Genomic DNA, 23346 nt, shown 5'->3' on the forward strand with positions numbered 1-23346 from the left:
CCCTCCCCAGCCACCGCCCTGCTCCATGCCTTTTTCCAGCGCCGACCTTGCCGCCATTGGCCTCACGCTGCGGCTGGCGGGCACCACCATGGCGCTGCTGCTGGTGCTGGGCACACCACTGGCCTGGTGGCTGGCGCACACGCCCTCGCGCTGGCGCGGCGCCGTGTCGGCGGTGGTGGCCTTGCCGCTGGTGCTGCCGCCCACGGTCATCGGCTTTTACCTGCTGGTGTCGCTGGGACCCAACGGGGCCTTGGGGCAGTTCACGCAATGGCTGGGGCTGGGCACCCTGCCCTTCACGTTTTGGGGCTTGGTGGTGGGCTCGCTCATCTATTCCCTGCCCTTTGCGGTGCAGCCGCTGCAGCACGCATTCGAGTCTGTCGGCAAGAAACCCCTGGAGGCCGCCGCCACGCTGGGTGCAGGGCAGCTGGACCGCTTTTTTACCGTGGCGCTGCCGCTGGCACGGCCCGGGTTCATCACTGCCGCCATCCTGAGCTTTGCGCACACCGTGGGCGAGTTTGGCGTGGTGCTGATGCTGGGGGCAATATCCCCGGCGTGACGCGCGTGGTGTCGGTGCAAATCTATGACCATGTGGAAGCGCTCGAGTATGCGCAGGCCCATTGGCTGGCAGGGGGCATGGTGCTGTTTTCGTTCGTGGTGCTGCTGGGCCTGAACCTCACCCGCCGCAAAGCCGCTGCAGCGTTTTGACCATGCAAAACCCCCACAGCCCTGCCACGGCTTCGCCCGCCCCGCCCATCGAAGTGCGCCTGCAACTGCAGCGCAGCGCCTTTGCGCTGGATGTAGACATGCAGCTGCCCGGGCGCGGCATCACCGCACTGTTCGGCCCCTCGGGCTGCGGCAAAACCACCTGCCTGCGCGCCATGGCGGGGCTGGAGCATGCGCCCCTGGGCTGGGTGCGGGTGCATGGCGAGGTGTGGCAAAACGATGGCGTGCAAGGCGCGCCCCGCATTTGGCGCCCCGCGCACCAGCGCGCGCTGGGCTATGTGTTTCAAGACTCGCAGCTGTTTGAGCACCTGGACGTGCGCGGCAACATTGGCTACGGCCTTCAGCGCACCCCGGCCGCGCAGCGCAGGGTGGCGGTGGAGCAACTGGTGGAGCTGCTCGGCATTGGCGCCCTGATGGAGCGCAAGCCCGCCACGCTGTCGGGCGGCGAGCGCCAGCGCGTGGCCATCGCACGGGCCCTGGCCACCAGCCCGCGCCTGCTGCTGATGGACGAGCCGCTGGCCGCGCTGGACGCCCAGCGCAAGGCCGAGGTGCTTCCCTACCTGGAGCGGCTGCACAGCGCGCTGGACATTCCGGTGGTGTACGTCAGCCACGCGCTGGACGAGGTTGCCCGGCTCGCCGAGCACATGGTGCTGCTGGAGGCGGGCCGCGTGCGCGCCAGTGGCCCCACGGCCGATCTGATTGCCCGGCTGGACCTGCCGCTGGCCCAAGGCGACGCAGCAGCCACCGTGGTCACCGGCACCGTCGCGCACCACGCGCCGCAGGACCACATCACCAGCGTTGCGTTTGCCGGGGGTGAGCTGCTGCTGGTCAGCCCCCAGCCCCGTGCGCCGGGCCAAACCGTCAAGCTGCGCGTGCAGGCCCGTGATGTGAGCCTGGCCCTGACCCCGCCGCAGGACAGCAGCATTCTCAACATCGTGCCCGCCACCGTGGCGGAGATGCGCGAAGACAGCCCAGGCCAGTGGATGGTGGCCCTGCTCGCTGGCGACACCCGCTTGTTGGCCCGCGTCACCCAGCGCTCGGCCCAGGCACTGCAGTTGCGGCCCGGGCTGCCCGTGTTCGCCCAAATCAAGGGCATCGCCATCGTGAACTGATGCTGGGCGGCAGGCGGCCTCACCGCCACCGCACAGCGGCTCGGAGCTGCCTCCGCGCCCAAACCCAACAGCCCCCTGGGCCCCTCAAAAAGACCGGCGCTCTCGGCGCCACGGCCCGCCCGCACGGCCAGCGGTTGGGTGGCATTTTGTGGATCCCTTAAAATGTCAACAAAATGTATCTTGAGTGTTGCCCAGGCACCTCAATTGAAAGTCAATTGCATTCCCGTTGTACCTCAACCGTATGATGGCCGCATCAAACGAGGGTGAACAAAGGGTGGAAATAGTTTCGATCTGGCATGGCGCCACACAGGCGTTTGGGGTGGACTTTCCGCCACTCATGCACAGCCTGCTGTACTGGGGCTTTGCGTCGCTGGTCGTTCACGTGTGCCAGCGATTGGTAGAGCACACCGCGTTTTCCGTGGACCCTTCAAGCCGCCGCATCAGCGCATCGCATGCGGCGTTGTGCACTGGCTGCATCGTCTGGGCACTGGATGTGGTGGGCCTGTTCATGTACTCCGAGCTGTCTCACCATACCCTGGAGCTGGGGCCTGCGCTGGGCTGCTTGCTGGCAATGGCCTTCACTGCACGGCTCACCATCCCTACGCTGAGCACCAGCACCAGCATTCGCCGCCTCATCCCTGCAGGCCTGGTGCTGGCACTGGGCATGCTGTCCGGGCACTTTTTGCTGGCCCGCAGCTACGTGGCCCATTTCTCCGAGGTCAATGGACTGGCCATTGCACTGGCCACAGCCACGGCCATCGGGGTGGCCTGCTACACCGCCATCCGGCACCGTGCGGGCAAGATGAGCGCACTAACGCCCCGCTACAACCCGCAAAGCTGGGGAGACAATTTGATCAGCGGTGGTGCCATCCTTGTGCTGCACTGGCTGCTGGTCAACTGCTTTCCCTTGAAGATGCCCGCTACCAGCAACCAGGCCAACGGTTTAGCGCTGTTGGCGGTGCTGCTCGTCTTTACCCTCGCGTTGGCTGTAGAGCAGTTCAGAAACATCCGCTCCGACCAGGTTCGCCAGCATCTGCAGCGGCTGGGTTTGTCGCTCATGCGCGTCACCCTGGCCCACCAGAAGCCGCCCGAGCACGACATCCAGCTGTCGCTGATTGCCGACCACCTGCCCCGGCTGCTCAACCGCAACAGCCTCACGCTGCACTTTCAGCCCATCGTCAACCTGTATGGCCCCCAGGTTCACTACGAAGCGCTGCTGCGCCTGAATGACCCACTGCTGGGGCCCCTGAGCCCCGACGCTTTCTTTCTGGTGTGCGAGCTGCAGGGCAAAACCAGCCAGGTGGACCGGCTGGTTCTGGCCAATGCGCTGGACGCGGCCCAGGGCTGGCTGGCCCAGGGCATGCCCAGCAGCACGGTGTGCGTGAATGTGGCACCCGTCACGCTGCTGGAGCCCGGCTTTGCCCAATGGCTGGGCGCCAAGCTCCAACGGCGCGGGCTGCCTTGGGGCATGCTGCAGCTGGAGTTGACAGAGCACGCCATCATTGCCTGCGGTGCGCACATGGTGCAGGCCATCAACGACCTGCGGACGTTGGGCGTTGGCGTGTTCATGGACGACTTTGGGGCCGGCTATTCATCGCTCGGTGTGCTCGCCGACCTGCCCATCAGTGGCATCAAGTGCGACCGGCTTTTTGTGCGCCAGCTACCACAAGACCCTCGCCGCCAGTCGCTGCTGCGCCATGTGGTGCGGCTGGCACGGGACCTGCAACTGGAGGTGGTCGTGGAAGGGGTGGAGACCGAGCAGGAGCTGCAGTCGGTGCTGGAGAGCGGCATTGGCAATGTTCAGGGCTACTTCTTCAGCAAAGCCATGCCACCAGAGGCCGTGCCCCAGTGGCACCAAGCCTATCGCCCCGCAGAGATCACGGTGCTGCCCCCGCGCCCCTCGGTCGCGGCATCGCCGTTCCTGGCGGCCCCGGCGCCCATGCCCTCCTGAGCTGCCTAGGGACCCTCTGCACGAATCACCGCGCCGTGTGCATCTGCGGTCTCGGGCGGTCTGCGTCGTTGCAAATACTCGCAATAGCGATGGCTATTGCTGCGTTTTGCGCCTTGCATCCCATCCCGATCCGCAGCGCACACTTGGCCAGCTCGATTCGTGCAGAGGATCCCTAGCAGTTAGAAAAGAAGGCAAACAGAACGACCCTTGTGTTGCCCTGAACCGCAGGCCCATCCGGTCACAATGCCGGGCTATCACCCAACCGTCCCGACTTGAGCAGGAGCCCCCGATTGACCGCGATGAACGTATTGGTGCTGGGCGGCTACGGCAACTTTGGTACCCGCATCTGCAAGGCACTGGCGGGCCATCCGCAAATCCACCTGCAAATCGCCGGGCGCCATGCCGGCAAAGCCCAGGCACTGGCAGACACACTGGGCGGCGGCGCTGAAGGCGTGGCACTGGACCACGAAGCCCCAGGCCTGGCAGCAAAGCTCAAGGCGCTGGACGCAGGCCTGGTCATCCACACGGCAGGGCCCTTTCAAGCACAGGCCTATGGCGTGGCACTGGCCGCAGCGCAGGCTGGGGCCCATTACATCGACCTGGCCGACGGGCGCCGGTTTGTGTGTGATTTTCCAGCGGCGCTGCACAGCGCATTTGCCAGCACTGGCCGCACAGCAGTGGCTGGCGCCAGCACCGTGCCCGCGCTGTCTTCGGCCGTGGTGGATGCGCTGAGCGCAGGCTGGCAAAGCATCGACACCATCGACATCTGCATCGCCCCCGCACAGCGGGCACCCCGGGGCGAGGCCACACTGGCCGCCGTGCTCAGCTATTGCGGCCTGCCCATCGCGGTGTGGGAAGACGGGCGCTGGCAGCACCGCCTAGGCTGGGCACAGCCTACCCCCGTGCACTTTCTGCGCCTGCGGCCCCGCCGTGGCGCGGTGTGCGACATCCCTGACCTGGAGCTGTTCCCTGCACACTACCGGGTGGCACGGCGGGTGAGCTTCCGGGCGGCGCTGGAAGTGGGCCTGGCGCAAAGCGCCTTCAGTGTGCTGGCCAGGCTACGCCAATGGGGTTGGCTAAAGCAGCCAGAAAAACTGGCGGCGCTCATGCACCGTGGCGGCGGGCTGTTTGACGCACTGGGCACCCCGCTGGGCGGCATGGTGGTGCGCGTATCGGGGAGCAATGCGCAAGGCCAGCCCAGCCAACGCGCCTGGCACATTGCGGCAGACCACGACCATGGGCCAGAGATTCCGTGCATGGCCGCCATCTTGCTGGCACGCCAGCTGGCCGAGGGACAACCGCTGCCGATCGGGGCCTGGACCAGCACCGGCCTGCTGCCACTGGACGCCTTCGCCCCTGAATTTGCCAAATGGGGCATGCAGACCGATACCGTGGACGAAGTTGGCCCACATTGAACAGCGCATGGCACACCAAAAACTGACCTTCCCCATGCCCGCGCGGGCCGATCTGGCTTTTGATGCCTTTCACTACCACCACTGGCGTGCGCAGTGGGACCCGCTGGTCAGCCGCACCCACGTGCAAGATGGCGCCCCCTGCCCCAGCGTGGGTGCCATTTCTGAAAACACGGGGGCAGGCGCGCTGCGGGCCTTGTCCATGCGCACGCAGTTCGTCAGTTACGACAGGCCCATGCTGGCCGCCGCCAAGATGGTGGGGCGCTCGTTTCCGTTCACACAGTGGGCGGCCTCCATGCGCCACCAGGCCGATGGTGCAGACCGCTCACAGCTCATCTACACCTACACCTTTGAGGTAGGCCCAGCCCCGCTGCGCTGGGTGCTGGAGCCCGTGGTGCACTGGGTGTTTGCACGCAAGACGAAGCAGCGCTTTGCACGGCTGGCGCAGTTTCTGGCCATCCATGCACAAGACATTGCAGCCTGGCAGCAGACCCAGCAGACGTGCACGACCGCGACGGACCAGCCCTCGCCAACACCCTAGTATCCGAGTTGGGGGGAGGGCCTGGGCTGCCCCCCATCCAGCGGCATCGCACTCGGGTTGTGCCGGGACAAGGCACGCCACCACCTGCGCACTATCATCCCGGCATGCTCATCGAGACTCTGGACACCGCGCGCGACCTGGGGCGCCTCAAGGAAATTCTGGGGGTGATGGTGCGCCACGGCTTTGGCGACACCGTGCGCCGCCTGGGCCTGGCCGACAAGCTCGAACGTGCGGGGCAAGCCCTGCACCGCCCCCACGCCGCAGACCTGGCCCGCATCGAGCCCCCGGTGCAGGTGCGCCTGGCCCTGGAAGAACTGGGCCCCACCTTCGTCAAGTTTGGACAAATTCTGGCAGGCCGTGCCGACCTGTTTGGCCCCGAATTCATCACCGAACTGGAGAAGCTGCACAGCCAGGTGCCCGCCGTGCCCTTTGAGGTGCTGCGCCCCCAACTGCGCGAAGACCTGGGCGGCGAGCCCGAAGCCGTGTTTGCCTGGTTCGACACGGTGCCCCTGGCCGCCGCCTCCATCGCCCAGGTGCACCGCGCACGGCTGCACGATGGCACCGAGGTCATCGTCAAGATCCGCAGGCCCGGCATTGCCGACACCATTGCCGCAGACCTGCGCCTGCTGCAGCGCCTGGCCGCCTTGGCCGAGGCCGAGCTGCCTGCCCTCAAGCCCTACCACCCGCAGCAACTGGTGCGCGAGTTTGCCCGGTCGCTGCGGCGCGAGCTGGACCTGGCGGGCGAATGCCGCCAGGCCGAACGCATTGCCGCCAACCTGCAGACCCTGCCCTGGATCACCGTGCCTCGCGTGTACTGGCACCACACCAGCGAACGGGTCAACGTGCAGGACTTCATCGCAGGCACGCCCGGGGAGCGCTGGATGCGCTGACGCCAGAGGCCGGGTTCAATCGCACCGTGCTGGCCCAGCGGGGCGCGCAGGCCGTGCTCAAAATGATTGTGCAAGACGGTGTGTTCCACGCCGACCCGCACCCCGGCAATGTGTTTTACCTGCCGGACAACCAGATCGCCTTCATCGACTTTGGCATGGTGGGGCGCTTGTCGCAGCGGCGGCGCGATGAGCTGCTGCAGCTGCTGCTGGGCTTGGTGGAGCAGCAGCCCCAGGCCGTTGCCGATGTGCTGCTGGACTGGACGGGCGATGGGCCGGGCACGCAACTGGGCCAGTTGGAAACCGAGATTGAAGCCTTTGTGGACCAGTACCACGGCGTGCCGCTGGCGCAGCTCAGCCTGGGCCAGATGCTGGCCGACGTGACCGCCATCCTGCGCGAGCACCACCTGGGCCTGCCCTCGGACCTGGCCCTGCTCATCAAGGCCTTTATCTCGCTGGAGGGCATGGGCCGCAACCTCGACCCGGGCTTTCACATGGCGTCCGAGGCCTTGCCCCTGCTGCAGCAAGTGGTCAAGGCCCGCTACCAGCCCAAGGCCGTTGCCACGCGCACCTGGCAAACGCTGCGGCGCACGCTGGCCACAGTGGAGCAGCTGCCCGATGACATCTCGCGCCTGCTGCGCAACGCCCGGCGCGGGCACTTGCAGGTGGGCATTGAACTGGCCCACCTCAAACGCGTGGGCGATCAGATCGACCGATCGGCCAACCGCCTGGCGATGGCGCTGGTGATCGCTGCGCTCATCATTGGCTCGTCCATCGTGATGACGGTCAAAGGCGGCCCCACCCTGTTCGGCTTGCCGGCCTTTGGATTTCTCGGCTTTTTTGGGGCAGTGGTGTGCGGGCTGTGGCTGGTGCGGGCCATCTGGCGCAGCAGCCACCACCGTGACGATGAGGCATAAGCGCCTGCGCCAAGCTGCGGTGGCCACCCAGGGCAGCGCAAACCCGGCTGCAGTCCCTTGCAGGAAAAAGACACACGCTGCACCCCACCAGGCTGGTGCAGCGTGTGCCGTACAAACCGCCTACGCCAAGCTGCGGCAAGGCGATTGAATCATCCCCACTCAGGGCGATTCAGGCCCCTTCAAGGCCGCCCAAAACCCAGCCGCTGCAGAACGGCCTGTGCCGCTGGCTCGGTGAGCGACTGTGCAAACGCTTGGGCCTGCGCCGGGGCATCTGTGCGCACTGCCAGGCCATAGGCGGCCCCCACCTGCAGCGTTGCAGGCAAGGGCACCACGCGCAGCGAAGGCACCTCGGCCTGGGCCGACACGGCGTTGGTGCAGTAGGTCAAAAACACATCGGCCTGGCGCTGCTCCATCAACCATGCGTAGGTGCCGCGCCCGGCCGGTGGCTTGGGCGAATCGGCCGCCCCCGTGAGCTTGAGCGCCTTGGCATCGAGCACCGCGTAGGCCCCTGGCTGCACAGCATCGGCCTTGCGGAACAAGGCCCAGGCATAGTCGCCCGAGGGATCTGCCTTGGGGGTGGAGGTGCCCAGCCGCACCTCACTGCGCAGCAGGGTGGGCAGCAAGGTGTCTGGCGTGGCATGGATGTGGGGCCCTGTCAGCGCGCACAGGGCGTTGCGCGTGAAGACGACGACAGGCTGCCAGCCCCCTTGGGCGGCCAGGCGCTGCGGGTGCTCGGTGTCCGCTGAAGCGAACACTTGGGCGGGCTCTCCCTGCTCGATGCGCTCGCGCAGCAAGCCAGATGCACCGAACGTGAGCCGCACGGGCTGGCCCGTGCGTGCTTCGTGGTTCCGCGCAATGTCAGTGAGCGCTTCGCGCAAGCTGCCTGCGGCGTAGACCGCAATGGGCAGCGCTTCAGCCATCGGTGCCTTGGAAGCTGGTGCGGAACATCCTGCCACTCCCAACATCAAGGCAGCCAGCGCAATGTGCGCAGACTCAACCGAGGCTGTGCGGCGGCTGGACAGGGGCTTGCATATGGGCATGGCAGATCACTTGGCAGCGTTGGGGAAGAACAATTGCTCGCCACCGATCTTGTAGGCGGCAATCACGTTCTGCCCGGCGGGTGACACCACCCAGTCCACAAACTTCTGCGCGTCTTGCGCCTTGACGTGGGCATGCTTGGCGGGGTTCACCACCATCACGCCGTATTGGTTGAACAGGCGGGTATCGCCCTCCACCAGCACGGCCAGATCTGCACGGTTCTTGAAGTTGAGCCAGGTGCCCCGGTCGGCCAACACGTAGGCGCCGCTGGAGGCGGCAATGTTCAGCGCCGGGCCCATGCCGCAGCCGCATTCCTTGTAGCCGCTGCCCTTGCTGGCCTCAGCGCCCGCCAGCTTCCAGTAGCGCAGCTCGGCCGCATGCGTGCCGCTCTTGTCACCGCGCGAGACGAATTCGCCGTTGGAGGTGGCCAGCTTCTTGAGCGCTTCAACAATGTCCTTGCCCTTGGTGCCCACTGGGTCGGCCTTGGGGCCCACCAGGATGAAGTCGTTGTACATGACAGGGTAGCGCTTGACGGCCCAGCCATCGGCCACGAACTTTTCTTCAGCCGCCTGGTCGTGCACAAAGAGCACGTCCGCATCGCCACGGCGGGCGGTGTCCAGCGCCTGGCCGGTGCCCAGGGCCACCACCTTCACATCCAGGCCGCTGGCTTTTTTGAACTCAGGCAACAGGTGGGAGAACAGGCCCGACTGCTCGGTCGAGGTGGTGGAGGCCATGGTGATGGACTGCGCCGACGCTGCACCACATGCTACAAAAATTATAGCTGCCAGCGCTTTATGGACGGGCGCCAGAGCACCAAAAACCTTGAAATTCTTCATACCAACTCTCCTTTGACAAACAAACGGGCGGCCTCTGGCAAGGGGCCATTGAAAAAGTCATGCACGGGCAGGTCGGCCACCAGGCGCCCATGCTCCAGGTACACCACCCGGCTGGCCAGGCGCTTGACCTGCCCCAGGTTGTGGCTGCTGAACACCATGGTCACGGGCTGCGCGCTGGCGCGCTTGGCGTGGCCTGGTTCATGGCCAAGGTCAGGGCTCAGGGCAAACTCGGCCATCAAGGCTTCCACCTCGCGCTTGGCATGCGGGTCCAGGCTGGAGGTGGGCTCATCCAGCAGCAACACCTCGGCGCGCAGGGCCCAGGCGCGGGCCAGGGCCACACGCTGCTGCTGGCCGCCCGACAAGGTGCGGGCGTTTTGCAAGGCGATGGACTGCAGCCCTACGCGGTGCAACGCTGCCAGCGCTTGTGCGCGCGCATCGGCCCAGCGGCTGCCTCGCAGCCACAGCGCCAGCGCCACGTTGTTTTGCGCGCTGGTGCGCAGCATGTGGGGGCGCTGGAACAGCATGGCCTGCTGGCGCGCGAGCGCCGTGTGGCAGTGCCCGGCGCTGGCGGGCACCAGGCCGTGCAGCACGCGCAGCAGCGTGCTCTTGCCGCTGCCATTGGCGCCCACCAGGGCCACACGCTCGCCCGGGGCAATGCGCAGCGTCACGCCCGTCAGCGCATGCACACGGCCAAAGCGCACGTCCACCGCCTGCAAATCCATGAGGGGCGCGGCCACAGGGGATGCCATGGCGTCCAGGGGCAAGTCGGCCATCATGTGGCCACTCCTACAGGCAGGTCGGTGCTGGCACCGTCCACCCGCTCGCGCCAGCGCCGCAGCAGCGCAATCACCATGTTCAGCGCCAGCACCACTGCCAGCAAAATCAGGCCCAGCGCCAACGCCAAGGGCAGGTCGCCCTTGCTGGTTTCTAGCGCAATGGCCGTGGTCATCACGCGGGTAAAGCCATCGATGTTGCCGCCCACGATCATCACGGCGCCCACTTCAGAAATGGCACGGCCAAACGAGGCCAACAGCACCGTGAGCAAAGCGTAGCGTTCATCCCAGGCCAGCAGCAGGCTGCGCAGCAACGGCCCTGCCCCCAGCGATCGCAGTTGCTCGCCATGCGCACGGTCGGCATCCTCCACCACCTGCCGCGTCAGCGCCGTGGCCACCGGCAGCACTAGCAGCGCCTGGGCCAGCACCATGGCCTTGAAGCTGAACAACCAGCCCCAGCTGCCCAGTGGCCCGCTGCGCGACAGCAGCAAATACACCACCAGCCCCACCACCACTGAGGGCACGGCCAGCAAGGTATTGAGCACCGCCAGCACCGCGCCGCGCCCGGCAAAGCGCGCCACCCCCAGCCAGGCGCCCAGCACCAAGCCCGCACCACAAGCCAAAAGGCAGGCGGTGGCACTGACAGACAGGGATCGGCCGACGATGGTCCACAAAGCGGGGTCGGCCGAGAAAGTGAGTTGCAGCGCTGTGTTCGCGCTTTCGGTAACGGTGGACATGGATTCGACTATCGTATGCACCCAGCCAATCTCCAGCGATATGAAATCCTGTGCATAGGATCCAACTCCACTACACCTTGAGCCGCGATGCGGGCGACGCCCAGATCCGCAACCCCTTGCCCGAAATGCTGGAAGCTGTGGCGCAGCAGGGGTCCATCTCTGCCGCAGCGCGCACGCTGGGCATGTCGTACCGCCATGTATGGGGCGCCCTCAAGCGGTGGGAAGAGCAACTGGGCGGCGAGCTGATCATCTGGGGCAAGGGCCAGTCCGCCCAGCTCAGCGAATTCGGCACCAAGCTGCTGTGGGCCGAGCGCCAGGCCCAGGCCCGCCTGGCGCCGCAAATTGCCGCCCTGCACGCCGACCTGGAGCGCGCCTTTGCCGTGGCCTTTGACGACAGCGCCCATGTGCTGACCATGTACGCCAGCCACGACGACGCACTGGCCACCCTGCGTGCCCACGCGGCCACGCCCGGCGAGTCAGGGGCGCTGCATCTGGACATCCGCTTCACTGGCAGCGTGGACGCCATACGGGCGCTGAACGAGGGCCGCTGCACGCTGGCGGGTTTTCATACATTGGAGCAACCCGCAGCCAGCTCACTGGCCGCCCGCACCTACAAGCCGCTGCTGCAGCCTGGCCTGCACAAGATCATTGGCTTTGCCAAGCGCACGCAGGGGCTGATCGTTGCCAAGGGCAATCCGCTGGGCCTGCAGTCGCTGGCCGATGTGGCCCGCACCGGCGCGCGCTTTGTGAATCGGCCCCTGGGCAGTGGCACCCGCGTGCTGCTGGAAGACCAACTGGCCCTGGCGGGCCTGACCGGGCAGCACATCACGGGCTTTGACCACGATGAGCCCTCGCACACCGCCGTGGCACAGGCGGTGGTGGCCGGGGCTGCGGACGCAGGCCTGGGCATCGAGATGGCGGCCCGCGCACGCGGGCTGGATTTTGTGCCGCTGGTGGACGAGCGCTACAACCTGGCCTGCCTCAAATCGAGCCTGGAGCAACCTGCGACACGGGCGCTGCGGGCATTGCTGCTGTCGCCCGCCTGGCAACTGCACATGGCCCAGCTGCCCGGCTACACGCCCATGCGCAGTGGCGAGGTGCTGGCCATGAGCAGCGTGCTGCCGTGGTGGCAATTTGCGGGTCCCAAACGCACTTCAACGCCTAGGAAGAAACCCTAATTGCTACACTTTTAGTAGCTAAAGAACCAATACAGCCATAGGGATAACACCGTCACGCAGCTGTCAGACTCGGCTTACAGTGCTCCGTAGAATCGCGCCGTTGTAAAAGTTCGTGCCCCCTTTCGCCCTACCGGGACGAAAGGCCAGCGCGATGTCGGCAAAGCATTTTTATTGGAGACACCATGCAGGCTCTATTGAAGTTATCCAGGGGGATCGACTGGCTTAACACCCAGGTCGGTAAATACGTGGTCTGGCTGATCTTGGCCTCCACGGTCATCAGCGGTGTGAACGCCGTGGTGCGCAAGGCGTTCAACATCAGCTCCAACGCGTTCCTGGAAGTGCAGTGGTATTTATTTGCTGCCTCGTTCCTGCTCGCTGCGGGCTACACCCTATTGCAGGGCGAGCACGTCAAGGTGGACGTGGTCTCGAGCCGCTTCTCCAAGCGCACCCAGATCTGGATTGATGTGTTTGGCTACATCGCCTTCCTCACGCCCATGTGTTTTGCCGTGCTCTGGTATGGCATTCCCTTCTTTACACGCGCGCTGGCCTCGGGCGAGATGTCCAGCAACGCAGGCGGACTGATCCGCTGGCCCGTGTACCTGATGATCCCCATGGGCTTCAGCTTGCTGTGGCTGCAGGGCATGTCTGAGTTGATCAAGCGCCTAGCGTTCCTCAAGGGCCTGATCGAAGACCCCACCTTCAAGAAGGCAGAAAAGACAGCCGAAGAAGAGCTGGCCGAATCCATCCGCAACCTGGCCGAAGCTGCCAAGGGCAACGGCAAGAACAAGGCCGAGGCCCACTGAGCGGCCCCATAAGCGGAGACACACACCATGGAATTCATTGCACACAACCTTGCCCCCATCATGTTTGCGGGGCTCATCTGTTTCTTGCTGGTGGGCTTTCCTGTGGCTTTCAGCCTGGGCGCCTGCGGCTTGTTCTTCGCCTTCATCGGCATTGAGCTGAATGTCTTGCCCGAAGCCCTGCTACAAGCGGTGCCGCTGCGCATCTTCGGCATCATGCAAAACGACACGCTGCTGGCCATTCCGTTCTTCACGCTCATGGGATTGATCCTAGAGCGAAGCGGCATGGCCGAAGACTTGCTGGACACCATCGGCCAACTGTTTGGCCCCATCCGCGGTGGTCTGGCGCTGGCCGTGATCTTTGTGGGCGCACTGCTGGCCGCCACAACCGGGGTGGTGGCGGCGTCGGTGATCTCGATGGGCCTGATCTCTTTGCCCATCATGCTCAGATACGGCTACGACCGCCGCCTGGCAGCGGGGGTGATTGCCGCCTCCGGTACGCTGGCTCAGATCATTCCACCATCGTTGGTGCTCATCATCATTGCCGACCAACTGGGCCGCAGCGTGGGCGACATGTACAAGGGCGCGTTTGTGCCCGGCCTGATGCTCACGGGTTTTTACGCCCTCTATGTGATCTTGCTGGCGGTATTCAAGCCACAGTGGGTGCCTGCCCTTCCCCCCGAAGCGCGCACCCTGCGTGAAGACAATGGAAAGAACGGCCTGCCCTCGTTGCTGGCTCTGACCGTGGTCTGCACGGCAGCCTCTGTCTACGTGGCCAAAAACATGCCAGCCCTGCACACATGGTGGTCTGGCGAAGTGGTGGAAAAGGTTGCGCTGGATGAGACCATCGTGGTGTCCATGTGCTTTGGCGTGGCTTTGGCCTTCGTGGCCGCCAGCATCAACAAGATCACCCGACTGGGCCTGCTGTCGCGCGTTGCAGAACGTGTGACCTTTGTCCTGATTCCACCGCTGCTGCTGATCTTCCTGGTACTGGGCACCATCTTCCTGGGCGTAGCCACGCCGACCGAAGGCGGCGCCATGGGCGCACTGGGCGCCACCATCATGGCCATCCTGCGGGGCCGCTTGAGCATGAGCCTGCTGACCCAGGCAGTGCACACCACGACCAAGCTGTCGTGCTTTGTGGTGTTCATTCTGGTGGGCGCCACCATCTTTGGTCTGACCTTCCAGGGTGTGGACGGCCCGCTGTGGGTGGAGCATTTGCTGTCAGGCCTGCCAGGTGGCCAATTGGGCTTCCTGATCGTCGTGAACATCATGGTGTTCTTCCTGGCGTTCTTCCTGGACTTCTTTGAGTTGTCCTTCATCGTGGTGCCCTTGCTGGCCCCCGTGGCCCACAAGCTGGGGATTGACCTGATCTGGTTTGGCGTGCTGCTGGCCATCAACATGCAAACCTCGTTCATGCACCCACCGTTCGGGTTTGCGCTGTTCTACCTGCGCAGCGTGGCCCCTGCCAAAGAGTACATGGACAAGGTCACCAAGAAGATGATCGCCCCGGTGACCACGCCGCAGATCTACTGGGGTGCCATCCCCTTCCTGATCATTCAGCTGACCATGGTGGGATTGGTCATCGCCTTCCCAGGCATCGTCTCCAGCGGTTTGGACAAAGAAGAGGTCTATGACCTGGACAAGGTGCGCATGGAAATGGAAGCCACCATGCCTGACGCCATGCCCGAAGCCGCAGACCCCACTGCGGGTATGGAAGGCTCGACCAGCACTGAACCCGCAGCACCCGCAGCGGCAGATGACCCGCTGAAGGCCCTGCAAGACTCTCTGGAACAAGAGAAGAAGTAAGGCACAACGAAAGGGGGCGCTGCCAAAACACCAGCGCCTATTCAAGCCCCGAGCCCCGAGCCCCGAGCCCCGGCAGACGCTGCGTCTGCCGGGGCTTTTTTGTGTATGGCTCCCAACGGTGAGCTACTCAGCCCCAACAGAGCCCACAGGCAGCAACACCGCCATCCTGTGGGGCACCACCTGCAGACAAAAAGTGCTCAATACCACCAGCCCATGCTCTCCACGCCAGGGCAGGAGCCACCCTACTGACCCCACTGGCGGCACTGTTGCATTGCCCCATCCACCGACGACTCCTCAAGCGCCGCTCACGGCCTTCCCAAGTCAGCGCACTGACAGGCCATTGAGGCCATTGCGCCCACCTGGATCAGGACAACAGCACATAAAAAAACCCACTGGCACGGAGTGCCAGTGGGTTCGGGGGCCTCGGCATGCAGGGCACAAAGCCCTGCAGCGCCAGCAACCGTCAGATCTTTTGCGACGACATGAAGGTGTCGTAACGGGCTTCGGCGAAGCGGAACCAAAGGATCTGGTCACGCTGGAACGAGCGCATGGCAGCGTAGATTTTCTTCCACTCTGGGCTCTTGGCGTCGTTCTCGGCGAACACTTCCATCGAAGCCTTGAACGAAGCGTCCATCACGGCTTGCGAGAAAGGCAGCACCTTGGTCTTGGCAGCCACCAGTTGCTTGAGCGCGGTGGGGTTCAAGGCGTCGTACTTGGCCAGCATGTCGTTGTGGGCCACAGCCGATGCGGCTTCGATGATGGCCTGGAACTCAGACGACACGCCTTCAAAGGCCTTCTTGTTGATGAAGAAGTCCACCTCAGGGCCACCTTCCCACCAGCCAGGGTAGTAGTAGAAGGGGGCCACCTTGTTGAAGCCCAGCTTCTGGTCATCGTAGGGGCCGATCCACTCGGCGGCATCGATCGTGCCCTTTTCGAGCGATTGGTAAATTTCGCCGCCAGGAATGCTCTGGGGCACAGCACCCAGCTTCTGCATTACTTCGCCCACCAAGCCGCCACCCAGGCGCATCTTCAGGCCCTTGAAGTCGGCAGGGGTCTTGATTTCCTTACGGAACCAGCCACCCATCTGCGTGCCGGTGTTACCGCCCGCAAAGCTGACCATGTTGTAGCCGCCATAGAACTCGTTCATGAGCTTGCGGCCACCACCGTGCAACATCCACGCATCCATCTGGCGTGCATTGAAGCCAAAGGGAATCGCCGAGCCCAGCGCGAAGGCGGGGTTCTTGCCGTAGAAGTAGTAAGGCACCGAGTGGCACATTTCCACCGTGCCTTGCTGCACACCGTCCACCACGCCAAAGGGAGGCATCAGCTCGCCACCGGCGTGCACGGAGATTTCAAACTTGCCGCCAGACATGGCCTTGACGGCCTTGGCAAACACGTCAGCGCCACCGAAGATGGTGTCCAGCGACTTAGGGAAGCTGGAAGCCAGGCGCCAGCGAACGGCCGCTTGCGCGTGGACAGCGGGCGCAGCACCTGCGGCCAGCACGCCGGCAATGCCTGCGCGCTTGATGATGGAACGACGATCCATGAGGTTCTCTCCGATATTTGATTGCAAAACCCAGCATGCACGCGCGGTACGCAGCCGTGCCGAGGACTTGTTTCAGCCACATTCATTGTAGGAATATGGCCACCCCGGGCTTTGGGGGTTTTCCCGCGAAAAAGCCCCTGCTGCGAGGGGCTTTCAGGGTTCTGCAAGCAAGCTGGCGCCGCGCTGTCAGGGCACCATGAGAAGGGGGTGCAGCATGCGCATTTCAAGCAAGAAAAAGGGGCTTGATGAATGGCCCCTGTCCATGCCCAAGGGTGCAAAGCAAGGCGCTCAGCCCCAGGGTCGCAAGACCCCCATCAGAGGAACCGCTTTTCGATCGCAGCGCGAATCCCGGCGGCATCCAGCCCTTGCAACGACAACAGCTTGACCGGGTCGCCGTGTTCGATGAACACATCGGGCAGGCCCAGTTGCAGCACGGGCAACGTGATGCCTGCGGCGTTGAGCGCCTCGGTCACGGCGCTGCCGGCACCGCCCATGATGGAGCCCTCTTCCAGGGTGACGAGCGCATCGTGGCGCGAGGCCACGTCCAGCAGCAAGTCCACATCCACCGGCTTGGCCCAGCGCATGTTGACCACGGTGGCGTCCAGCACTTCGGCGGCTTCCAGAGCGGGGTACAGCAGGGTACCAAACGCCAGAATGGCAATGCGCGGTGGGTTGCCTGCAGCCAGACCCGAGCGCTCGCGGCGCACCTCGCCCTTGCCAAAGGGCAGCCCCTCCAGCGTGGCCAAGGGGACGACGCCCGCGCCGCTGCCACGGGGGTAGCGCACGGCCACCGGGTGGTCTTGCTCAAAAGCGCTGCTGAGCAGCTGGCGGCATTCGCGCTCGTCGGCCGGGCAGGCCATGCTCATGTTGGGAATGCAGCGCACAAACGGAATGTCGTAGGCGCCCGCATGCGTCGCGCCGTCGGCGCCCACCAGCCCAGCGCGGTCCAGCGCAAACACCACGGGCAGGTTTTGCAAGGCCACGTCGTGGATGAGCTGGTCGTAGCCGCGCTGCAAGAAGGTGGAGTAGATGGCCACCACGGGCTTGACGCCTTCGCAGGCCATGCCTGCAGCAAAGGTCACCGCGTGCTGCTCGGCAATGCCCACGTCGTAGTAGCGATCGGGAAAGCGCTTTTCAAACTCGACCATGCCCGAGCCTTCGCGCATGGCGGGGGTGATGCCTACCAGGCGCTCATCTTGCGCGGCCATGTCGCACAGCCACTGGCCAAACACCTGGGTGAAGGTCTGCTTGGGTGCGGACGTGCTTTTGACCAAGCCCACGGCGGGGTCGAACTTGCCAGGGCCGTGGTAGGCCACAGGGTCGGCCTCGGCCAGCTTGTAGCCCTGGCCCTTTTTGGTGACCACGTGCAGGAACTGCGGGCCTTTGAGGCCCTTGATGTTCTCGAGCGTGGGGATGAGCGAGTCAAGATCGTGCCCGTCGATGGGGCCGATGTAGTTGAAGCCGAACTTCTCGAACAGTGTGGCGGGCACCACCATGCCCTTGGCCTGCTGCTCAAAGCGCTTGGCCAGCTCCAGCAGCGGCGGCACGGGGCGCAGCACGGTCTTGCCCACGTTCTTGGCGGCGGCATAGAACTGGCCGCTCATCAGCTGCGCCAGGTACCGGTTGAGTGCGCCCACGGGGGGGCTGATGCTCATGTCGTTGTCGTTGAGGATGACAAGCAGGTTGGCATCGGTCACGCCGCCGTTGTTCAGTGCTTCAAAGGCCATGCCCGCCGTCATGGCACCGTCGCCAATGATGGCCACCGCACGGCGGTTTTCGCCCTTGCGCTTGGCCGCCATGGCCATGCCCAGTGCGGCAGAAATGCTGGTGCTGGAGTGCGCAGTGCCAAAGGTGTCGTAGGGGCTTTCGGCCCGCTGCGGAAAGCCCGAGATGCCCCCCAGTTGGCGCAAGGTGGCCATGCGGTCGCGCCGCCCGGTCAGGATTTTGTGGGGGTAGGTCTGGTGGCCCACATCCCACACCAGCCGGTCTTCGGGGGTGTTGAAGACGTGGTGCAGGGCCACGGTGAGCTCTACGGTGCCCAGGTTGGAGCTGAGGTGCCCGCCGGTTTGCGACACGCTCTCCAGCACAAAACCGCGCAGTTCCGTGGCCAGCACCTTGAGGTCTGCCCGTGACAGCTTGCGCACATCCGCCGGGTCGTTGATGGTTTGCAGCAGGGGGAAGGAGGTCGTGGCCATTTACTATTATTTTGATAGCTGCCAGCGCTTTATCTATAAGCGCCAGGGGCTGATTGAATACATATTCCAGGCGACATGCAGGGTGGGCCGCAGCGTCGCCCGGTCAGTGCGATCGGCGCACCACCATGTCGGCCAGGGCCGCCAGGGCACGCACGTCGGGCAAACCACTGTCTGCCAGCGCTGCATGGGCGGCGGCCAGCAACTCGCTGGCGTAGGCCTGCGCTGCAGCCAGCCCCAGCAGCGACACATAGGTGGGCTTGTCGCTGGCAGCGTCCTTGCCTGCCGTTTTGCCCAGTGTGGCCGAGTCGGCAATCACGTCCAGGATATCGTCGACCACCTGAAACGCCAGCCCCACGGCTGCACCGTAGGCTTGCAAGGCCGCTTTGGCCTGGGGCGGCACGCAGGCGCAGGCGGCGCCCATCATGACGCTGCCCTCCAGCAAAGCCCCTGTCTTGAGGCGGTGCATCTCGCGCAGTTGGTCTTCGGTCAACGCAAGCCCCACGCTGGCCAGGTCAATCGCCTGCCCACCGGCCATGCCGGCAGAGCCAGCCGCATGCGCCAGTTGGCGGCACAGGCTGGCCTGCACAGCACTCGGAATGCGCTCATCGTCAGGGGTGAGCAGCTCAAAGGCAAAAGCCTGCAGCGCATCGCCTGCGAGCAGGGCCTGGGCCTCGCCAAACTGCACATGCACCGTGGGCTTGCCACGGCGCAGCACGTCGTTGTCCATGCAGGGCATGTCGTCGTGCACCAGCGAGTAAGCGTGAATCAGTTCCACCGCGCAGGCTGCGCGCAAGGCGGCTTCGTCGGCACCGCTGCGATCGGCAGCACCCCAAGTGCTCTGGCGCGTACTGAGTGCGGCCTCGTACGCAGCCATCACCAGCAGCGGACGCAGGCGTTTGCCGCCGTCCAGCACAGCGTAGCGCATGGCATCGCCCAGTCCGGCCGGGGCACCCTGCCCCACCCAGCGCGACAGGGCTTGCTCCACGCACTCCAGGTGTTCGCGGCTCCAGCTTCCCAGGTCCCACGCGGCGCTCATTCTTGCCCCCAAGCCTGCAGGCTGCCTTCGTCCAGCACCTTGATCTGGTCTTGCACCGCATCAAGCCGCTTGCGGCAAAACGCCAGCAACACGGCGCCGCGCTGGTAGCCCGCCAGCATCTGGTCCAGGGGCATCTGGCCCGATTCGATGCGGGTGACCAATTGCTCCAGCTCTTCCAGCGCAGCTTCGTAGCTGGCGGGCTCTTGGGGCAGTTCGGTCTTGGGGGTGGCCTTGGGCATGGGCTTGTGGGCAGTGCGCGCAGATGAAAACGGGCGATTTTAGGCGCAGCCTCTACACCGAGACAGACTACAGGGCCGTTTATTGCAAATCACAGCCCGCCACGCCATCGCAAAAACTGCCAAGACTCTGTCCTCGATCAATTCTCAATACACGTAAGGGGGCTGCGGGAATAACCCCACCGCCTATAATCCCATTCCCGTCAAGCCGGCTACCCACCCTAGCCGGCTTCTTTTTTCCCAGATGCGCATTCTGCGCACCTCCCGCACTTTCTCCCTGTGGGGAGTCTTTAGGTCAGGTCACCCATGTCTGATTTAAGTCTTCAACTGCAGCAGGCCGCGAGCCAACTACCAGTTTCAAGCTACTTTGACGATGCGCTGCTCCAGCGCGAGCTGGACACCATCTTCCAGCGCGGGCCCCGTTATCTGGGGCACCAATTGTCTGTGCCCAATGCGGGCGACTATTACGCACTGCCCCAGGAGGGCGAGGGCCGCGCGCTGGTGCGCAACGCGCAGGGCGGGATTGAACTCATCTCCAACGTGTGCCGCCACCGGCAGGCGGTCATGCTCAAGGGCAAGGGCTCCTTGCACACCCAGCAAAAAGGCAGCGCGGGCGGCAACATCGTGTGCCCGCTGCACCGCTGGACCTACAGCCCCAAGGGCGAGCTGCTGGGCGCGCCGCATTTTGCGCACGACCCCTGCCTGAACCTCAACAACTACAAGCTGCGCGAATGGAACGGTCTTCTGTTTGAAGACAACGGCTACGACGTGGCCGCAGACCTGGCACAAATGGGCCCGCAGGCCGATTTGAGCTTTGAGGGCTATGTGCTGGACCATGTGGAGCTGCACGAGTGCAACTACAACTGGAAGACCTTCATCGAGGTCTATCTGGAGGACTACCACGTCGGCCCCTTCCACCCCGGCCTGGGCAGCTTCGTCACTTGCGACGACCTGCGCTGGGAGTTTGGCAAGAACTACTCGGTGCAGACCGTGGGCGTGGCCAACCGCCTGGGCAAGGCCGGCAGCCCCGTGTACGAGCGCTGGCACGAAGCCCTGCTGGCCTACCGCAATGGCGAGCCGCCCAAGCACGGCGCCATCTGGCTCACGCTGTACCCGCACATCATGGTGGAGTGGTACCCGCATGTGCTCACCGTGTCCACGCTGCACCCCATCAGCCCGACCAAGACACTGAACATGGTGGAGTTCTATTACCCCGAAGAAATCGCAGCGTTCGAGCGCGAATTCGTCGAGGCGCAGAAGGCCGCCTACATGGAGACTTGCATCGAGGACGACGAGATCGGCGAGCGCATGGATGCGGGCCGCAAGGCCTTGCTGGAGCGCGGCGACAACGAGGTCGGCCCCTACCAGAGCCCCATGGAAGACGGCATGCAGCACTTTCACGAGTGGTACCGCCAGACCATGGGAAGCTTGACACCCCCCTGAGCCGCTTCGCGCCTTCCCCCAAGGGGGACGCCCCCGGCGCGGCGGGGCGGCCCTTGCGCGGGGGCACTGGGTTGGTTCGCGCCTGTGTTGAGGCTATAGCCATCTCGCACACCCCTTGGCCGTCGAAGCGACAAACTGCCCTGCGAATGCCTGCCGAATCACCGTACCTGTTGCGCCTGCTCTCATTAGAATAGCTGCCAGCGCTGGATCAACCAGCCTTGGCGGCTATTTTTACTTCAACCCTCTGAACAGGTTCACCCTCGATGCAAGCCCTCTGGATGGTGTTGGCCGCTTTCCTTTTTGCCAGCATGGGGGTGTGCGTGAAGATGGCATCGGCCCACTTCAACGCGGCAGAGCTGGTGTGCTATCGGGGCTTCATCGGCATCGCCATCCTGTGGCTGCTGGCCCGCTCGCAACGGGTGTCCCTGGCCACCCAATTCCCCGGCATGCACGCCTGGCGCAGCCTGGTGGGCGTGGTGTCTTTGGGGGCATGGTTCTATTCCATTGGCCAATTGCCGCTGGCCACAGCCATGACGCTCAACTACATGAGCAGCGTGTGGATTGCCGCATTTTTGGTGGGCGGCGCATTGATCGCATGGCGCCCCTCGGCCACCTCCCCACGGCCCGCTTTTCAAGGCTCACTGGTGGTCACGGTGCTCACGGGGTTTGTCGGCGTGGTGCTCATGCTGCGCCCTAGCCTCGACCAAAACCAGGCTTTTGCAGGGCTCATTGGCCTCATCTCAGGCATGACGGCCGCCTTCGCCTACATGCAGGTGATGGCATTGTCGCGCTTGGGCGAACCTGAGTCGCGCACGGTCTTTTACTTTGCCGTAGGGTCTGCCACAGCCGGAGGGCTGGCTTTGCTGTTCACCGGCACCTCCGCCTGGCCGGGTTGGCCCGCCCTGTGGCTGCTGCCCATTGGCGTGCTGGCTGCAGGTGGCCAGCTGTGCATGACGCGCGCCTACGCCACCGCCAAAACCCCACGCGGCACGCTGGTAGTGGCCAATCTACAGTATTCCGGCATTGTGTTTGCTGCCATCTACAGCGTGGTGCTGTTCAATGACCAGATCCCAACCATTGGATGGGTGGGAATGGTGTTGATTGTGGGCAGCGGTATCGTGGCGACCGTGCTGCGTGCGCGTGCCGCCCCCGACAGCCCAGCGGAAGAACATTGAAGTGCCATTCAAGGAGCCTTTGCCAATGACCTACACCACCCTCATCACCCCCACCGAATTGCAAGCCCTGCAGGCCAGCGGCCAGCCGTTGATGGTGTTTGACTGCAGCTTTGAGCTGATGCAGCCATCGGCCGGGGCGCAGGCGTTTGCGCAGGCGCACATCCCCGGTGCGGTGTACGCCGACCTGGACAAGCACCTGAGCGCCAAGCACGGCACCCCGGGCGCCCACGGCACCATGGTGGCCCAAGAGGCAGACCAGCCCGCCTCTGGCGGGCGCCACCCCCTGCCCAGCCGCGAACGCTTTGCGACGTGGCTGTCGAGCGTGGGCTTCGCCAATGGCATGCAGGCCGTGGTGTACGACCGCAACGGCGCCAACTACTGCGGACGCCTGTGGTGGATGCTCAAGTGGGCGGGCCACGATGCCGTGGCCGTGCTCGACGGCGGCCTGCAAGCCTGGCAAGCCGAAGGCGGCACAGTGGCCAGCGGCGACGAGCCCAGCCATTTTCAAAGCCACTTTGTATTAAAGGAGCCTCTGCGCCGCTTGGTCACAGCCACAGAGGTGCTGCAAAACCTGCAGCAACCAGGGCAAACCGTGGTGGACGCACGGGGTGCGCCGCGCTACCGGGGCGAGGTGGAACCGCTGGACCCGGTGGCGGGCCACATTCCGGGTGCGCTGAACCGGCCCTTTGGCGACAACCTGGGGCCTGACGGCCGCTTCAAGCCTGCCGCTATGCTGCGTGCGGAGTTTGAAACGCTGCTGGCAGGCCGCGCGCCAGGCTCTGTGGTGCACCAGTGCGGCAGCGGCGTGAGCGCGGTGCCCAATGTGCTGGCCATGGAAGTCGCCGGACTCGGAAAAACATCACTTTTTGCGGGCAGTTGGAGCGAGTGGTGCAGTGATTCCACCCGCCCTGTTGAACGCGGATAAACACGCCGGACATGGTTGCAACAAGTTGTTAGCAGCATGCATTTACCTGGGGAGAAGGCCTTCTGGCCTTAGGTTC

At 64.6% G+C, this 23346-nt stretch carries 18 protein-coding genes and 2 pseudogenes; 12 read left to right on the forward strand and 8 right to left on the reverse strand.

The genetic code is table 11. The annotated features are described in order from the left end of the window. Positions 1–25: 25 nt before the first annotated feature. The 6 genes and pseudogenes from modB to EAG14_RS13215 all read left to right on the forward strand — a co-directional run bounded on the left by modB (position 26) and on the right by EAG14_RS13215 (position 7543). Positions 26–705 (forward strand): annotated as a pseudogene (gene modB, locus EAG14_RS13190) (molybdate ABC transporter permease subunit). 2 nt (positions 706–707) lie between these two features. Continuing rightward, positions 708–1835: a molybdenum ABC transporter ATP-binding protein gene (gene modC, locus EAG14_RS13195; protein ID WP_121729135.1), complete on the forward strand. Its 1128-nt coding sequence runs from the start codon at positions 708–710 to the stop codon at positions 1833–1835. Between the two features lie 241 nt (positions 1836–2076). After that, positions 2077–3786 carry an EAL domain-containing protein gene (locus tag EAG14_RS13200; protein ID WP_240456783.1) on the forward strand — a complete coding sequence of 570 codons (1710 nt, stop codon included), beginning with the start codon at positions 2077–2079 and terminating at the stop codon, positions 3784–3786. A 299-nt stretch (positions 3787–4085) separates the two neighbouring features. Then, the gene (locus EAG14_RS13205) at positions 4086–5201 is read left to right on the forward strand and encodes a saccharopine dehydrogenase family protein (RefSeq protein ID WP_121729136.1); all 1116 of its coding nucleotides are present in this window, start codon (positions 4086–4088) and stop codon (positions 5199–5201) included. 7 nt (positions 5202–5208) lie between these two features. Further along, positions 5209–5739, forward strand: coding sequence for an SRPBCC family protein (locus EAG14_RS13210; RefSeq protein WP_121730470.1), 531 nt, complete (start codon positions 5209–5211; stop codon positions 5737–5739). Positions 5740–5843: 104 nt separating this feature from the next. Continuing rightward, a pseudogene (locus EAG14_RS13215) lies at positions 5844–7543 on the forward strand (ABC1 kinase family protein). 179 nt (positions 7544–7722) lie between these two features. Here EAG14_RS13215 and EAG14_RS13220 read toward each other — a convergent pair. The 4 genes from EAG14_RS13220 to EAG14_RS13235 form a co-directional block, all read right to left on the reverse strand. Continuing rightward, entirely contained in the window at positions 7723–8463 is a 741-nt protein-coding gene (locus tag EAG14_RS13220) for a molybdate ABC transporter substrate-binding protein (protein ID WP_240456784.1), read from the reverse strand. A gap of 126 nt (positions 8464–8589) precedes the next feature. Further along, a complete protein-coding gene (locus EAG14_RS13225) occupies positions 8590–9417 on the reverse strand; it encodes an extracellular solute-binding protein (RefSeq protein WP_121729137.1) in 828 nt (275 codons plus the stop codon). After that, positions 9414–10193, reverse strand: coding sequence for an ATP-binding cassette domain-containing protein (locus tag EAG14_RS13230; protein WP_162995997.1), 780 nt, complete (start codon positions 10191–10193; stop codon positions 9414–9416). Before EAG14_RS13230 ends, EAG14_RS13225 begins: the two co-directional genes overlap by 4 nt. Further along, positions 10190–10927 (reverse strand): ABC transporter permease, encoded by a 738-nt coding sequence (locus EAG14_RS13235; RefSeq protein ID WP_121729138.1) that lies wholly within the window; start codon positions 10925–10927, stop codon positions 10190–10192. Before EAG14_RS13235 ends, EAG14_RS13230 begins: the two co-directional genes overlap by 4 nt. A 50-nt stretch (positions 10928–10977) precedes the next feature. On the opposite strand from EAG14_RS13235, the gene EAG14_RS13240 reads away from it, so the two are divergent. The 3 genes from EAG14_RS13240 to EAG14_RS13250 all read left to right on the forward strand — a co-directional run bounded on the left by EAG14_RS13240 (position 10978) and on the right by EAG14_RS13250 (position 14714). After that, positions 10978–12105 (forward strand): substrate-binding domain-containing protein, encoded by a 1128-nt coding sequence (locus tag EAG14_RS13240; RefSeq protein WP_121729139.1) that lies wholly within the window; start codon positions 10978–10980, stop codon positions 12103–12105. Between the two features lie 182 nt (positions 12106–12287). Beyond that, positions 12288–12908, forward strand: a complete 621-nt coding sequence (locus EAG14_RS13245; protein ID WP_121729140.1) for a TRAP transporter small permease subunit — start codon at positions 12288–12290, stop codon at positions 12906–12908. Positions 12909–12935: 27 nt separating this feature from the next. Further along, the gene (locus EAG14_RS13250) at positions 12936–14714 is read left to right on the forward strand and encodes a TRAP transporter large permease subunit (protein WP_121455100.1); all 1779 of its coding nucleotides are present in this window, start codon (positions 12936–12938) and stop codon (positions 14712–14714) included. Positions 14715–15177: 463 nt separating this feature from the next. Here EAG14_RS13250 and EAG14_RS13255 read toward each other — a convergent pair whose 3' ends face one another. The 4 genes from EAG14_RS13255 to xseB all read right to left on the reverse strand — a co-directional run bounded on the left by EAG14_RS13255 (position 15178) and on the right by xseB (position 19730). Next, on the reverse strand, positions 15178–16260 hold the full coding sequence (locus EAG14_RS13255; RefSeq protein WP_099740753.1) for a TRAP transporter substrate-binding protein: 1083 nt from the start codon (positions 16258–16260) through the stop codon (positions 15178–15180). Between the two features lie 314 nt (positions 16261–16574). Beyond that, positions 16575–18455 (reverse strand): 1-deoxy-D-xylulose-5-phosphate synthase, encoded by a 1881-nt coding sequence (gene dxs / locus EAG14_RS13260; RefSeq protein ID WP_121729141.1) that lies wholly within the window; start codon positions 18453–18455, stop codon positions 16575–16577. 103 nt (positions 18456–18558) lie between these two features. Further along, entirely contained in the window at positions 18559–19491 is a 933-nt protein-coding gene (locus tag EAG14_RS13265; protein WP_121729142.1) for a polyprenyl synthetase family protein, read from the reverse strand. Beyond that, positions 19488–19730: an exodeoxyribonuclease VII small subunit gene (xseB, locus tag EAG14_RS13270; RefSeq protein ID WP_099740750.1), complete on the reverse strand. Its 243-nt coding sequence runs from the start codon at positions 19728–19730 to the stop codon at positions 19488–19490. Before xseB ends, EAG14_RS13265 begins: the two co-directional genes overlap by 4 nt. Positions 19731–20033: 303 nt before the next feature. Here xseB and EAG14_RS13275 point away from each other — a divergent pair, with 303 nt between their 5' ends. From EAG14_RS13275 to EAG14_RS13285, 3 genes are all read left to right on the forward strand, one after another. Then, a complete protein-coding gene (locus EAG14_RS13275) occupies positions 20034–21170 on the forward strand; it encodes an aromatic ring-hydroxylating dioxygenase subunit alpha (protein ID WP_121729143.1) in 1137 nt (378 codons plus the stop codon). A gap of 263 nt (positions 21171–21433) precedes the next feature. After that, positions 21434–22345 (forward strand): DMT family transporter, encoded by a 912-nt coding sequence (locus EAG14_RS13280; protein ID WP_121729144.1) that lies wholly within the window; start codon positions 21434–21436, stop codon positions 22343–22345. Positions 22346–22370: 25 nt separating this feature from the next. Continuing rightward, positions 22371–23270: a sulfurtransferase gene (locus EAG14_RS13285; RefSeq protein ID WP_121729145.1), complete on the forward strand. Its 900-nt coding sequence runs from the start codon at positions 22371–22373 to the stop codon at positions 23268–23270. Positions 23271–23346: the final 76 nt, after the last annotated feature.

Origin of the sequence: Acidovorax sp. 1608163 (assembly GCF_003669015.1) — a bacterium.
Taxonomy (GTDB): domain Bacteria; phylum Pseudomonadota; class Gammaproteobacteria; order Burkholderiales; family Burkholderiaceae_C; genus Acidovorax.

What these genes read in the sequence shown, in the direction of transcription:
- modC (WP_121729135.1), top strand. Translation starts at nt 708, where the DNA reads ATGCAAAACCCCCACAGCCCTGCCACGGCTTCGCCCGCCCCGCCCATC.
- EAG14_RS13200 (WP_240456783.1), top strand. Translation starts at nt 2,077, where the DNA reads ATGATGGCCGCATCAAACGAGGGTGAACAAAGGGTGGAAATAGTTTCG.
- EAG14_RS13205 (WP_121729136.1), top strand. Translation starts at nt 4,086, where the DNA reads ATGAACGTATTGGTGCTGGGCGGCTACGGCAACTTTGGTACCCGCATC.
- EAG14_RS13210 (WP_121730470.1), top strand. Translation starts at nt 5,209, where the DNA reads ATGGCACACCAAAAACTGACCTTCCCCATGCCCGCGCGGGCCGATCTG.
- EAG14_RS13220 (WP_240456784.1), bottom strand. Translation starts at nt 8,463, where the DNA reads ATGGCTGAAGCGCTGCCCATTGCGGTCTACGCCGCAGGCAGCTTGCGC.
- EAG14_RS13225 (WP_121729137.1), bottom strand. Translation starts at nt 9,417, where the DNA reads ATGAAGAATTTCAAGGTTTTTGGTGCTCTGGCGCCCGTCCATAAAGCG.
- EAG14_RS13230 (WP_162995997.1), bottom strand. Translation starts at nt 10,193, where the DNA reads ATGATGGCCGACTTGCCCCTGGACGCCATGGCATCCCCTGTGGCCGCG.
- EAG14_RS13235 (WP_121729138.1), bottom strand. Translation starts at nt 10,927, where the DNA reads ATGTCCACCGTTACCGAAAGCGCGAACACAGCGCTGCAACTCACTTTC.
- EAG14_RS13245 (WP_121729140.1), top strand. Translation starts at nt 12,288, where the DNA reads ATGCAGGCTCTATTGAAGTTATCCAGGGGGATCGACTGGCTTAACACC.
- EAG14_RS13250 (WP_121455100.1), top strand. Translation starts at nt 12,936, where the DNA reads ATGGAATTCATTGCACACAACCTTGCCCCCATCATGTTTGCGGGGCTC.
- EAG14_RS13255 (WP_099740753.1), bottom strand. Translation starts at nt 16,260, where the DNA reads ATGGATCGTCGTTCCATCATCAAGCGCGCAGGCATTGCCGGCGTGCTG.
- dxs (WP_121729141.1), bottom strand. Translation starts at nt 18,455, where the DNA reads ATGGCCACGACCTCCTTCCCCCTGCTGCAAACCATCAACGACCCGGCG.
- EAG14_RS13265 (WP_121729142.1), bottom strand. Translation starts at nt 19,491, where the DNA reads ATGAGCGCCGCGTGGGACCTGGGAAGCTGGAGCCGCGAACACCTGGAG.
- xseB (WP_099740750.1), bottom strand. Translation starts at nt 19,730, where the DNA reads ATGCCCAAGGCCACCCCCAAGACCGAACTGCCCCAAGAGCCCGCCAGC.
- EAG14_RS13275 (WP_121729143.1), top strand. Translation starts at nt 20,034, where the DNA reads ATGTCTGATTTAAGTCTTCAACTGCAGCAGGCCGCGAGCCAACTACCA.
- EAG14_RS13280 (WP_121729144.1), top strand. Translation starts at nt 21,434, where the DNA reads ATGCAAGCCCTCTGGATGGTGTTGGCCGCTTTCCTTTTTGCCAGCATG.
- EAG14_RS13285 (WP_121729145.1), top strand. Translation starts at nt 22,371, where the DNA reads ATGACCTACACCACCCTCATCACCCCCACCGAATTGCAAGCCCTGCAG.